Raw genomic sequence first — 14,158 nt, forward strand, 5'->3', positions numbered from 1 at the left:
AGGCGCTAAATCTAGGCTATGACTTACGGCATCACTCGCAGAGTTATCTTCTCGCGGAGCCCTGTTAGCCTTATTCGCGTGGCTTATCGATATAGCCCTTACCTCTTAATTAAATTTATTTCAGATAAGACGAGATTATGGCCTTTATCCCTCGCCTTGATTTCATAATCCTTTGCCACAAACCCCAACTGCACGCCCTGTAATTTGCTCAGCGCCTCAGCGTCGAACGTATAGGGTTCAGAATGAGGATAATTCATCGGCATAAACATAGGATAAGCCTTTGTTAATACAGTCGGCATGGGTGATAAATCGGCTACAGGCATGGTAATGGATTGCCATCCAGCCTGCAATGTCACAACCGTGCCATAGGCGAGCCCATGCTCATTTAACAGTGCGACAGACACAAGCTCATTAGCTTGGTCGGCATAGATACGTAGTTGCACGGCATCGTATCCCTTAAGGTTGCGTTGTGACAGCGCATTATCCTTAGCGGGTGAGATACGCACGAGCACATTGTCCGCCTCTGAACCTGTAGCAGATGTCACTAGACTTGGGATATAAAGTTGCAACCCAAGCCCTTGATCTCGCACACCACTTTGGAAACGCCATTCACTACGGGCATTTTGTGGGTAGATTAAATTGTCCCTATCGAGCGAAGCATTAAACAAGCTCACCGGAGTGCCTTTCGCGCGCCACTCAAATTGATAAAAAGCTGCACCGCTACTCTTCACAAAATCCCACTCATTCGGATTTCCCTCGGCATTACCGGGGAGGCTTGTTTGACCAGAGGCTTGTTGAGTCACTACAAAGGCATACTCAATCGCCCCTGTTCGCTGCCAGTTTTTGACATCAGTGAGGGTTTGACGATAGACACTGCCATGGGCCTCCATCGGATAAACCTTAAACTCACTATCACCAAGATAGCGAACATAAAGCTCAACTTTATCTATGGCTTTGGCATCCATCACGCTAGCGCTAAAGGTGAGTGCATCACCTTGATTCAGCGCCTGCAGATTTTGGTGCACTAAGGCTAAGGTTTGATGCGGCATAGGCGGCAGATAATAATGGTCATCAATCTTGGACTGAGTTGAAGCAAGTAAGGATTTATTTTTAGCGACTAAATACTTGCCCGGCGTTAACTGCACTGTGCCTTTGCTGGCTTGTAGCGAAGCGCGATTACCTTGATTGACACCTTGCAGCCAATATTGTTGGCCTAAATCCGACAGAGCCAGATTAAAATGCCGCGAAGCTTGATACAAACGCACAGCTTCACGCTTTAAACTCGAGTTCTGATGTGGATCGGTTAGGGCTAAGGCATCGGGATACACTTCTAATTGCCATAACCCATCGCTGAGCTTATCTAAAAAGTAGCTACCATTGCCGTCATAATTAACGATCGCAGAACTGCCAACGCCAGCGATATGCTCAAGTTTTGTAGGCGCTTGTGGCTTTTCATCTGTGCTATTACTGTAATAAAAACGCGCTGGCTGATTTAATACACTGACATCGTGGCCATAATCTAAAGTCACATCAGCAAAATGGTTACTTTGCGGATAAGCACCGCCCTCAAAACCGCGGGGAACTTGCCTGAATACCTCACCTGCAATCAAAAAACTGATGGCTTTGGATGGGGTATACAGCAGATTGAGAAAATGGGTGTTGTACTCAGCATTACTGTTAGCAATCACAGCTGAATCGTAGGCAAACTGGGTCGCCCATTGGAAACCTGCCTCACGGAAACTGCGTGCCATTGCCGGATACATGACACTGCCCGTGACATCTGCAGCATCAAACTCATAAATCATTTTCGCCTTCGTCTTACAAGCTTCAATATCGGCGAAAGGATTAGTGTAATGGGCAACATTGACCAGAGTATTACTGTTAATCCGGCTCATTTTTACCAGCCCAGTCGGATACCACTGATAGGCAACTCCATCGATATTAGAATCGCATACCGCTTTTGCAAAGGCTGGGTTGTCGCCCTGCTCGCTAATGTTATAAAACAGCGGTTTCGTTACGCCACTCTCATGGCTCACCTTAATTAAGCCATTGATATAGTTTTGACTCTGATAAACATCGCCATGGTGACTCGGCTCGTTAAACAATTCAAAGGCAATAATGTTGGCATCCTGACCATAGGTCACACCGCTATAACGGTTCTTATGGGCAAAGAATTGTTTCAGATAAGTATGCGTCGCCGCAATAGCCTTAGGCTCAGTATTCATCTGCGCTTTAGTAAAGCCATTAGCAAATCCTTGAGTCTCTGTATCCGGCGCTGGATAACCATTACCCCACCACGCAATCGGGGTAATAATGGCGCGAATACCATTAGCGGCAAGCTTATTCAGTAAATAATCCAGCAGTTCTAGATGAACATTATCGACTAAGTTCCCTTTTGCATCGGAAACTTCTCTGTCAAAAACGTGCACGCGATAGCCCGTCACACCAAGACGCTTAAGATGCGCCACATCCATGTCGATAGCGGCGTGCATATCAACACCGCTTTTAACCATTGCACGGTAGGTAAAGGCAAATGGCGCAGAGTAATTCACGCCAAAGTTACGCACTTCACTGCCATCGTCTAGGTATAACACTCCGTCTTCAACCTTCGCATCAGCCGCAAACACACTCGCGCTCAATAACGGTAACAAAGGTGATAACGCAAGTACTGCTGCTAATTTGGTGAGTAATTTCATGCACAATTCCTTTTATTCTTCACTGTAGCCCGAAGGATTTTGACTTTGCCAACGCCAAGTATCCTGCATCATCTGGGTGAGATTGCGTTTAGCTTGCCAACCTAGCACAGTGCTGGCTTTATCGGCATTGGCCCAAAATGCAGCGAGATCGCCCGCGCGACGTGGTGAGATCTCATAGGGAACGGGCACACCACTCGCCTGTTCAAAGGCAGCGATAATGTCCAGCACTGACACACCTTGACCCGTTCCTAAGTTGAACGCTTCAATGCCACGCTGCTGTGGATGGTCTGCCAACCAATTAAGCGCCGCCGTATGGCCTTCGGCTAAATCCATCACATGCAGATAATCCCGTAAACAGGTGCCATCTTGCGTTGGATAATCACCACCAAAGACACTTAAATGGGCGCGGCGACCCACTGCGACTTGGGCTAAATAAGGTAATAAATTATTCGGGATCCCCTTAGGATCTTCGCCTAAGTTACCGCTTTCGTGAGCACCGATAGGATTGAAATAACGTAGGGATACGCCCCTGAATTCAGGGTTAGCGGCCGCATAATCGGCCATAATGCGCTCGACCATCACCTTAGTCGCACCGTAGGGACTCGAAGGAGACCCTAGCGGCATTGACTCAAGATAAGGCACGCTTGCCTGCTCACCATAGACAGTTGCCGATGAACTAAAAATAAAATCAGTGACTTGATGGCGCTGCATGGCCTCAAGCAAACACACACTGCCGTGTACATTGGTTTGATAATAGGCCAGCGGTTTTTGTGTCGATTCGCCAACCGCTTTGAGCGCGGCGAAATGGATCACAGCATCAAATTGATGCGCCCCGAACACGGCATCTAATGCCGCGACATCACGAATATCACCACGGAAAAACTCGATGTGTTTACCCGTCATCGCTTCGATTCGTGCTAACGGCACCTCACTGGCATTACACAAATTATCAAACACCACCACTTGGTGGTCCTGTTGTAATAATGCCAACACGGTATGCGAACCTATGTAGCCAGCGCCACCTGTCACTAATACTTTCATCGTGTTACCACCAAGTTGTGTACAGTGCGATTAAGATAATCGCGATAATCGCAGTATGCAGATTAAAGGATGGCGTGGTCGCAAAAGACACTTGGCTTAAATCCACCGTCTTGCTTGGCTGCGATCTTGGGCGCAGTAAAGACACCAACACACCGAGTCCTAAACACAAAAGGAACACCACGCTCATGCGATCCATAAAAGGCAATGTCGGCCAAGTAAACTTAAGCAAAAATGAACCCACGGCAGATCCGAGAGCCGCCGCAATGGCGCCCGCAGGTGACGCTTTACGCCAGAACATGCCCAGTAAGAAAATCACCACAATACCCGGCGTAAATACGCCAGTAAATTCCTGAATATATTGGAAGGCTTGGTCAAATTTACCCAGTAGCGGCTCAGCCATGATCATCGCAATAACTAGACTAACTAAGGTAGCCGCGCGGCCCACAAACACATAGTGAGTTTGTGATTTAGCTGGTTTGAGGTGACGATAGATATCCATAGTGAAAATGGTTGAAATACTGTTGGTCATCGAGGCTAATGACGAAACAATTGCCGCCACTAGCGCCGCAAACACTAATCCCTTAATCCCAACGGGCATCAGCTCTATCATCGACGGATAAGCTTGATCCGGCGCTGAAAGATTAGGATATAACACAACAGCGGCGATACCAGGCAACACCACAATAACCGGTACCAGTAGCTTTAAATAAGCCGCAAACGCCATGCCTTTTTGGGCTTCGCGGATATCTTTCGCCGCCAATGCGCGTTGAATAATATATTGGTTAAAGCCCCAATAGCTTAAGTTCATGATCCACATACCGCCCACCAGCACAGAAATGCCGGGTAAGCTCATGTAAGCTGGATTATCACTGCTTAAGATCATGTCGAAATGTTCAGGTAACTTCTCGGTCAGCACACCAAAACCGGCTATCACACCCGCACCATCGGACACCGCATCTAAGGCCAAATAACTTAATATCAATCCACCAAACACCAATAACACCACTTGGATGATATCGGTGTAGGCAACGGCTTTTAAGCCACCATATAGCGAGTATGCCGTTGAAAAGATTGCCAGCATCATCATGCCCGTAAACCAATCGATTCCCGTGACCGTTTGAATCGCCAAACCACCGAGCCACAGCACAGCGGTTAAGTTTACAAACACATACACGGCAAGCCAGAATAGTGCCAGCACTGTCTTCACTCGGCTATCGAAGCACTGCTCTAAGTACTGCGGCATAGTGAAAATCTTGTTTTTCAAAAAGATAGGCAACATATACTTGCCGACCAATAGCAAGGTAATCGCCGCCATCCATTCATAGGAGGCAATGGCCAAACCTATGGCATAACCTGAACCTGACATGCCGATGATCTGCTCGGCCGAGATGTTTGAAGCAATTAACGAGGCACCAATCGCCCACCAAGGTAAGGCTTTACTGGCGAGGAAGTAATCTTCCGTATTACGTTCGTGATTTTTCTCCGAGCGTGAAATCCATAACGCGACCAACAACAGACCAATGGCGTAAATGGCTATGATGGCTATATCGAGTGTGGCGAGCTTCATATTCTGTACTCTTATTATTGTTTTATCTTATGTTGATACGCTAAACAGCAACGAAGGCCCCATCGACCGCATGGCATAAATAGATATCGGCCTTAAGCCCTGCCGCCGCGTGATAGTCCTCGGCTAATGTGGCAAGCACCTTATCCACATGGCTACGCTCAGTCAGCGCGACCACACAACCACCGAAACCACCACCTGTCATGCGAGCACCGCCATGTTCGCCGAGCTTGTCGGCCAACAAGGACACTAGAATGTCTAACTGTGAGGTTGTGACTTCGAAATCATTTTTGAGTGAACGATGGGACTGCGCCATCAGCGTACTGATCTCTGCCATGTCGTGGCGATTCAGTGCGGCTAACATGTCGCAAGTACGAATACTTTCACTGATCACATGGTGGGCGCGGCGATAAAGCACAGGTTCAAGTTCGGCTTTAGCGGCATTAAGCTCAGCCAAAGTCACATCACGCAGTGAGGCTTTTCCTAAAAAGGCCGCCACTTGTTCACATTGACCACGGCGCGTGTTGTATTCGCTATCGACTAAACCGCGCTTCACATTGGAGTTAACTATGATGATGGCGAGATCTGCAGGCATGCGGGCGTATTGGATTTCGAGGCTGCGACAATCAAGTAACATAGCGTTGTGCTGTTTACCCATGGCAGAAATCATTTGGTCCATAATGCCGCAGTTACACCCCACAAACTCATTCTCTGCTTGCTGCCCCATCAGCGCCGCTTGCACGCCGGACAAGGGCAAGTCGTAAAGTGCTGCCATGGTCTTTAAGATCACCACTTCAAATGAGGCCGATGAGCTTAATCCCGCACCGCGAGGCACATTACCCTTCACCACTAAATCGGCGCCGCCAAAGTCAGGCAAGGCTTTGGCTAATGCGATTAAGCTGCCGCGGACATAGTTGCTCCAAGGTGAAACCTCATCAAAGCTGATGTCATCGAGGGAAAAGCTGACGCGCTCGCCAGCACAATCCAACGCCACCACATTGATAATGCGGTCGTTTCGAGTATGACCCGCCACCCAAGTACCAAAATTGATCGCAGCGGGTAATACAAAACCGCCGTTGTAATCAGTATGGTCACCTATCAAATTGACTCGACCTGGCGCATGGCAAACTTGCTGGGGCGTATAGCCAAAGTGTTGTACAAACGCCTGTTCAAGCTGGACGAGAATATCTGACTTAGTCACGGATTGGCTCATAGCATGGGTATTAATATCGTTAGCACTATGTTGAGTAAGGTTCAACGTATCTTGATTCATGTTTAGGGCTTCATTTTATAGTGAACGGGTGACAACTGACGTAGGCGCTCGGCGGCCTGCTCAGGGGTGAGATCGCGCTGGGTTTCGGCGAGCATTTCGTAGCCCACCATAAACTTACGTACTGAAGCGCTGCGCAGCAGTGGTGGGAAGAAACTGGCATGTAATTGCCATTCATCGTGTGGTTCGCCATCAAAGGGCGCGCCGTGCCACCCCATGGAATACGGGAATGAACACTGGAATAAATTGTCATAACGAATAGTGATTTGGCTGAGAATATCGGCCAAACTCGCCTGCTGGCTGGCGGTCAATTCCGTCATACGTTGAATCGCAAAGCGCGGCAATAACAGGGTTTCGAATGGCCAAGCGGCCCAATAAGGCACCACCACAGCCCAATCTTCATTGCTCACCACTAAACGATCACCGCTAGCGACTTCTTGCTCAACATAATCGGCAAGCAAAGCTTTACCCTGTTGTTTGAAGTACTCGCTCTGGCTCTGTTGTTTACGCGCAACCAGCGTGGGTAATTGGGTTTGTGCCCAAATTTGACCATGGGGATGCGGATTAGAACAGCCCATAACGGCACCTTTATTTTCAAACACTTGCACCCAAATATAACGCAGGGATAAATCGGCGCACTGACGCTGCCATGTGCCAATCACCTTAATGATTGAATCGACTGATAGCTCAGGCAAGGTTTTCGCATGGTCGGGCGAAAAGCAAATGACGCGACTCTCACCTTGTTCGGTACGCATGCGAAACAGCGGAGAATCCTGCTGCGCTTTAGGTGTATCCGCTTTTAATGCCGCAAAATCATTGGTAAATACAAACGTATCTGCGTAGTTCGGATTCACCTCACCATTAATACGCGTATTACCTGCGCATAAAAAACAGTTTGGATCATGACTCGGTTTTGGCGCGTCATCGACCGCTTCCACTTGGCCTTGCCAAGGACGTTTTGCCCTGTGGGGCGACACTAAAACCCATTCCCCGAGCAGCGGATTAAAGCGGCGATGAGGATGTTCAGTCGGATCAAATTCAGTGTTCATGATATTACTCAACTCATTCATGGAAATTAGAATTTCAGCTCAGCAGTTAACGGCGCAGCTGTGTTTTCTGCCGCAAAAGAGGCTTTTAAGTGCGCGCCTTTTGCACCGTTATGCACTCGCACCAATGCGCTGGCAACGCCCTTTTCTGTCACTATCGCATCCGGATTGAGCACTTGAATCGCGCCATTGACTTCAAAACTCACCACCTTGTCATTAACTGGCACTGTGGTGCCATTGGCATCAACCAATCTGACATTCACAAATAGCACATCGCTGCCGGCGGAATTAATCGGCACACCTGCGGTATCGAGTGAAATCTCAAGCGCATGAATCGCTTGGGGAGTACGAACGCTGTGCGTCGCGACTAACTGATTGCCAATAAAGGCTTTAGCACTTAGCTCTCCCGCCTCAAAACTGGGCAGATGGAAAGTAAAAGGTGGATGGGGCAGCTTGTCGGTATTCGCGCCGTTATCGGGTATTTGACGGGCAATTAATTTGCCGTTTAGCCATAACTCGACGGCATCCGCGTTACTGAACACCCGAACATTTGGCGAAGAGTCCGCTTGCCAATCTGAGGCGATATACACCATAGGTCCGGCATTGTATTGGGTTGACGTTAATGCGGGATCACGCTGGCTTTGGAACAGGTAATAGCTGAACTTAGGTTGACGATAAATGCTCATAATGCCCGAGGACTCTAAGTCATTCGCATAGCCACGGTTATAGTCAAACATCACCCAATAACCGTCGGCAAACGCGGGCGTGTGCAAATTATCGTTATGGGCTTCCTGTAGGTTCATTGCCTGTTGTAGTAAACGCTTTTCACCGGCACCGAGTAACTGGCGACTGGTGCGTTCATCATCCTTAAGATCGGCCCACGCCTGTTGGTTTAGGCCTGCATTTTGGGCGTAGTATTCCCAATCGCCGTATTCAGACACATTGTATGGCTGAGTCGGTGTTTGATAATGCTGCATTCTATGTTGACGAGCTTGCAGATAGATATCGTATTGCGTTTGCCAACCTGCAGACATTGCACCAGGAAGTTCCGCCTGAATGATGGCTTTCAGGTTGTCGATAAAGGCCACTGGCATTGGAGTTTCATTGAGCGAGCATTCCCACGCTAACACGCTGGCGTGGTTACGATCGCGGCGCAGTAGATCTCTGCAAGACTGATACACATGCTCAGCAAACTCAGGCTCAGGTGAGAAATACTGCCAACCTAATACGGCATCAATCAGCACTAGCCCAACTTCATCGGCGGCGTCCATAAAGGCGGGCGAATGGGGATAGTGAGATAAGCGAACATAATCAAATCCGGCTTCTTTGATCTTGATGGCATCACGGTAATCGGCTTGTTTTGAGGTGGCATAACCGACATGGGGATAATCTTGATGACGATTTATACCGCGCAGGAAATAGGGTTCGCCGTTAATCAACAATTCATGTTTGGCATTGAAGGCAAATTCACGGATACCGACCTTATTACTGCTTCGCTCGAGCAAGGTGTTGCCTTGCCAGAGTTCAGTCTGCAATTGATAAAGATTCGGATGGGTTGGATGCCATAACTTTGGTTGTTTTACCGTTAAGTTCTGGCTGAAAACTTGCTGGCTATTAGCTGCCAAAGTGAAGCTTTGCGCTGTTGTTGCAATCGCTTTACCGTCGAACTCAAGCACCTGTTTTAAGGTGAACTGAGCCGCTTTGCTGCCTTGATTACGGATATCGGCCTGAACGGCCACACTCGCCTTAGCCTTATCGTCGATCTTGCTCGAAATCACTAAACCACCACGGTTCGGTAAATTCGTCAGCATCTCATCGCTGATGTGCAGCGGTGCTTTAATGAATAAATTAACGTCGCGGTACAAACCACCATAGGTATTAAAGTCGAGTAAATGTAGTGGTTTAGGACCGGTAATTGGATTGTCGTTATTGTCTAACGCCACCCGTAACTGGTTGTCCGCACCATAATTAACCGCAGCTGAAATATCAATGCTGAAAGGAAGGTATCCGCCTAAATGTTCACCCACAGGTTTATCGTTTAACCAGACTTTAGTGTGGTTCATTGCACCTTCAAAACGCAGGTAAAGACGCTGTCCTTGCCAAGATTTAGGAGCATTAAATTGCTTTTGATACAGGGCAATACCCTGCCATTGGTCATTGACCAGTAGGGGTTCAAGCTTTGGTGTATGGGGTAAGCTCACTTTTTCCCATGCTTTAGCCTCAGGCTGAAACGCGGTAGCGTGGGCGGGTGACTTTTGGAATTGCCAATCTTCGTTGAACGACAGTTTGATGGCAGTCTGCGCCTGTGGCGAAGCCTGCACTTGCACGCTGGAGATACACAGCAATGCTATTGCAAACAACAACTTGAAATACATACCAAGGTACCTTATTGACGGAATAACCAGAAATCCCGTAAGGGAAACAATATGAAATAAGGCGCCCGCCTCGGCGGGCGCCCCAGTGACCATTACATCGCGAGCGTAAAGCCCAGCACGTAACGGCGACCCCATTCCACATTTTCTGCTAGACGGGTTTTATCGTTGTCCCAGTAACTTGTTGACGCTTCGTTGGTCAGGTTTTGGCCCTGCAACATCACTTTAAAGTTATCGGTGAACTGATAAGAAATACTCGCATCAACCGTACCTTGAGCATCATATAAAGAGATTTGACTCGGATCCCAGCTATTGATACCAGTGTATTCACTGCGGTAGTCGTAGCCCACTCGAGCTTCAAATCCTTCTTTGTAATACCATAAGGTCACGTTGCCCACATTTTTAGACAAACCCGCCAAAGTGTATGGATTATCCTGTGGCGTGAACTCTTCCACGGCAGAATCTGTATAGGAGTAGTTGGCATAAACACCTAAACCATCGAAGGGCGCAGGTAAGAAATCAAAGCTTTGTTGATACAAGACTTCAAAACCTTTAATCGCTCCACCATCACCATTAATTGGGCCGCTATATTCATAATCGACACCTTCTAAGGTTTTAGTGCTGGTCGCGATACCTATATGGCTTTGCATGTCTTTGTAGAAGAAAGACACTGTCATGGCGCCACTGTCAGAGAAGTAATACTCGTAACCAAGGTCAACCTGATTGGCAATATATGGGTCTAACTCAGGATTACCGCCAGAAGCGGTATTGGGCGTCACTGTGGTATCGATGGAGAAACCGGTGCGCATCTCAATCAATGGAGGACGTGACATAGTACGAGCTAGGCCAAAACGGATTTGCGAATCATCAGTCACATTAAACAGCAAGTTAAGTGACGGCAGCACCTCAGTGTATTCATGATCGACACTTGCTGGGGCGAGAGAGCCATCGAGCAACTGCTCATAGCCTTCTGAGGTTGAACGCGTGTTGACAACGCGAATGCCGATATTGCCCGAATAAGGCATATCACCCCATTCACTGTTGATGTTCAACATGGCATAAGCAGCACTGTTCTTTTCAGTCAGCCCCCAAGAAGCAAGTTTGTCAGCATTGTTTTGCAGTGAGTAATCCGCTGTGCCTCGACCACCAAAGGCAACACTCGCCACATTATCCCAATCCTTCAGAGCATAAAGGTTAGGGACTTTATAATCGCCTCCAAGGGTATAACTGCTGCCATAGTTGCTTAAACCATTGCCCGCGATAACGGCTTTTTGCCAATCGACAACACGGTTTTGTTTATCTCTATCCGAATAACGCACACCAAAGCTCAGCTGATCGAAAACTCCCCAATCGACATAACGCTCGAAGTCTAAACGGGTATTGACCATTTTATCCGACAGATCACGGTCGTTATCCCCGATCATGCCAATGTTTTGCTCTTCCCAAACACCTGGTGTGGTTTCCACCCATTTCATTGCACCTAAGGTGTAATAATCTGGGTTAGCTATGTCTATCGCGCTTAATCCTTCCGCAGGATTATCAAGTACTTCTGCGCTAAAACTATTACCATCGGCCACACTCCAACCTAAGTCATAGCTTGGGCCGTTGTAGCTAGAGATGATATCGACCCAGACAGAATCGATTTGCGCCTTAGAAAAACCGACATCGGCCTTAATTCGCCAAACGTCCCCTTCCCATACGGCATTCAAACCTGTGCTCAGCAATTGGTTTTCTTGGAACCAAGTCGCGTTATGCACTTCGTGACTGGCATAAGCCAATCCACCTCCCACTAACTGCTCGCTGCCATCGGCTTTGGTAATGATGTCAGGCTGAGCTGCAGAATGGTTGTAGTTCCAATTTTGGCCGCTTTGATAGTTACCTAAATTATTGAAGTACATCTGATCTTCATGTTCTTCAATTTTAAACTTAGAGTAAAACAGATCGTATTTGAGTTTTAGCTTATCGCTTGCTTGCCACTCTAGGATCCCCATAGTGCCTAAGCGTTTGTTATTACCGATTTTAGTGCCAGATTGCCCGCCCCAAGGCGCAGACTCTTGGATGCCATTACCATTAATGTCGCCTCTATCTGCGCCATTATTGTAATTCCAGCTCTTAGTTCCACGTTGCACAGAAGGCTGATCTTGATAAGCAATACCAAAGGCATAGCCTAAATCATCGGTGATTTTATCAACCATACTAAAGCTCAATTTAGAGCCTGTAGTTTGTCCGTCCGGCAATTCATCGGCCAGATCGTAATACATGCCATTGGCACTCAAGGTCACTTTACGTTCGCTTTGCGCTAATGGACTCACAAAGTCCATATTCACTAAGCCAGAAATACCGCCTTCGATATTACTTGCCGTCGGACTTTTATAAACTTGTACCGCATTAATCAGTTCTGCGGGAAATTGTTCGTAGCGCACATCACGGCTTGGTTCACCGCTAACAATTTCACGGCCATTCATCGTTGCCATATTCAAACGTGGTCCCATACCACGAATTGAAATACGACTTGGGTTACCGCGATCGCGATCGGCTGCCACCCCAGGCAGACGAGCAAGTGCATCGGTAATGGTCACATCAGGCATATTGCCAAGATCATCGGTAGAAATCGTTTCCACCGTTTGCGATGAAGTACGCTTGCTAAACAGCGATTGTTTTAGGGTTGAGGCAAATCCCCTAACTTCTATCACCTCAACTTTTTCTTCGGCAGTAGCCGCAACTGGCGTGGTGTCTTTTTTAGTTTCATCTTCCGCAGCAAAGCCATGGGTTACATAGCATAAAGGGAGCAATGCAATTGCGACTTTGCTGAGCTTGAATTTATTATTTTTCATTATCTTATCCATTCTCTGAACATTCATTTGTGTAGAGTAGAGAGCGTGACAACCATTTTGTTAATTAGATGTATCCATCTGGGGCTAATTTATAACACCAAGGGTAAACGTTTTCCACACCAATTTGCACAATAATGGGTAAATATAGGGTAAATTCATGTTTCAAAATGGATTAAAATTTATTCTAAATTGTGATAGTTGGCGTTTCCCGCCCTAATATCGCGCATTCCCTCCAGCTGACTGCATCAAGATAGCGCAAACGAGCCAGAAGGAATAAAGGGAAAACAGGGTAAATAGGTTTATGGAAAGATGTTACTCAAGGAAGGTAAATTGAAAAAGACAGGAGAGATAAGGCGCTCGATCTTCAACGGGATAAATGGGATATTGCAGAGTAAGGTCAGAGTCGGAATATGGACCGGAATGTTGAATAAAAAATTAGAAACAGAGAAAAGACAAAGGCCTAGCATTTCTGCTAGGCCTTCTAGAATTTGGCAGGGGTGGCAGGACTCGAACCCGCAACCATCGGTTTTGGAGACCGCTGTTCTACCAATTGGAACTACACCCCTGTTGACGTGGGGCATTATGCTAAAAGCACTTCCAAAGGTAAAGTACTTTTTATGACAAAACTCATTAACTGAAGGTTTTTCAAACAAGTTAGCCAGTTACTGTTGAATTAATTACCACTGAGATTAAAAAGCCGCCGCATATTGGGCTTAATGTTTTAATGGATACATTATCAAGAGAGTTAGCGCCCAAATGTTCCAAGGCAAATCGCTGCAATAAATTCGACGGATATGGCTGTTTCGGCAATTTTTGGGCCGCTTAAGGGTAAAAGCCACGCATTTATCGAAAAAAGATCTGAGTTCGATTTATAAAATCGGCGTTTTATAGTATAAGCATCGTCAATTTCATACACTGCTCGACGGAACCAAGATGTCTGACAAATTTTTCTTCAAAGGTCGTAAAACACCTAAGCCAAAGCATGAGAGCTTTGGCTACAACACTAAGCGTGCCGCTAAACCGGGTACAGAAGCCTTACCTCTGCAATTAATCGTTGCAGATGAAGCGCGTAAACTCGAAGTTGCTGCGATTGTTGCCGAACACCAACTGTTTGCTAATATCGAAGTCAATGCCGATGTGGCTGAAGATATCCTTGAGTTAGAAGGTTTATTGAATAAGCCTAAGACCACAACGTTCGAGAAAAAACCGAATCGTAACGAGCCTTGCGCTTGTGGTAGCGGTCAAAAATTCAAGAAGTGCTGCGGCAAGTAAGCGCTTTAATCAGCGAAAAATAGATAGGGACTTTTGCCGTGACGTTTTTGTACGTCGGGAATA

The 14,158-nt window shown here is 47.1% G+C and carries 8 protein-coding genes and 1 tRNA gene; 1 reads left to right on the plus strand and 8 read right to left on the minus strand.

Translation table 11 applies throughout. The features are described 5' to 3' along the window. Positions 1–98: 98 nt before the first annotated feature. The 8 genes from OX890_RS18060 to OX890_RS18095 all read right to left on the minus strand — a co-directional run bounded on the left by OX890_RS18060 (position 99) and on the right by OX890_RS18095 (position 13,389). Positions 99–2,696, minus strand: a complete 2,598-nt coding sequence (locus OX890_RS18060; protein WP_268649672.1) for a hypothetical protein — start codon at positions 2,694–2,696, stop codon at positions 99–101. Positions 2,697–2,708: 12 nt separating this feature from the next. Further along, positions 2,709–3,737 carry a UDP-glucose 4-epimerase GalE gene (galE, locus tag OX890_RS18065; RefSeq protein ID WP_268649673.1) on the minus strand — a complete coding sequence of 343 codons (1,029 nt, stop codon included), beginning with the start codon at positions 3,735–3,737 and terminating at the stop codon, positions 2,709–2,711. A gap of 4 nt (positions 3,738–3,741) precedes the next feature. Next, positions 3,742–5,304 (minus strand): sodium/sugar symporter, encoded by a 1,563-nt coding sequence (locus OX890_RS18070; RefSeq protein ID WP_268649674.1) that lies wholly within the window; start codon positions 5,302–5,304, stop codon positions 3,742–3,744. A gap of 40 nt (positions 5,305–5,344) precedes the next feature. Then, positions 5,345–6,514 carry a galactokinase gene (gene galK, locus OX890_RS18075; RefSeq protein WP_442800911.1) on the minus strand — a complete coding sequence of 390 codons (1,170 nt, stop codon included), beginning with the start codon at positions 6,512–6,514 and terminating at the stop codon, positions 5,345–5,347. 62 nt (positions 6,515–6,576) lie between these two features. Then, the gene (locus OX890_RS18080) at positions 6,577–7,620 is read right to left on the minus strand and encodes a UDP-glucose--hexose-1-phosphate uridylyltransferase (protein ID WP_268649676.1); all 1,044 of its coding nucleotides are present in this window, start codon (positions 7,618–7,620) and stop codon (positions 6,577–6,579) included. A gap of 26 nt (positions 7,621–7,646) precedes the next feature. Then, positions 7,647–9,992, minus strand: a complete 2,346-nt coding sequence (locus OX890_RS18085; protein ID WP_310473105.1) for a glycoside hydrolase family 2 TIM barrel-domain containing protein — start codon at positions 9,990–9,992, stop codon at positions 7,647–7,649. A gap of 92 nt (positions 9,993–10,084) precedes the next feature. After that, positions 10,085–12,823: a TonB-dependent receptor gene (locus tag OX890_RS18090; RefSeq protein ID WP_259213414.1), complete on the minus strand. Its 2,739-nt coding sequence runs from the start codon at positions 12,821–12,823 to the stop codon at positions 10,085–10,087. 489 nt (positions 12,824–13,312) lie between these two features. Then, positions 13,313–13,389, minus strand: a tRNA-Trp gene (locus OX890_RS18095). Between the two features lie 367 nt (positions 13,390–13,756). On the opposite strand from OX890_RS18095, the gene OX890_RS18100 reads away from it, so the two are divergent. Beyond that, entirely contained in the window at positions 13,757–14,095 is a 339-nt protein-coding gene (locus OX890_RS18100) for a PBPRA1643 family SWIM/SEC-C metal-binding motif protein (RefSeq protein WP_012089999.1), read from the plus strand. The last annotated feature ends 63 nt before the right edge of the window (positions 14,096–14,158 follow it).

Origin of the sequence: Shewanella sp. DAU305, from assembly GCF_026802235.1 — a bacterium.
GTDB classification, from domain to species: domain Bacteria; phylum Pseudomonadota; class Gammaproteobacteria; order Enterobacterales; family Shewanellaceae; genus Shewanella; species Shewanella baltica.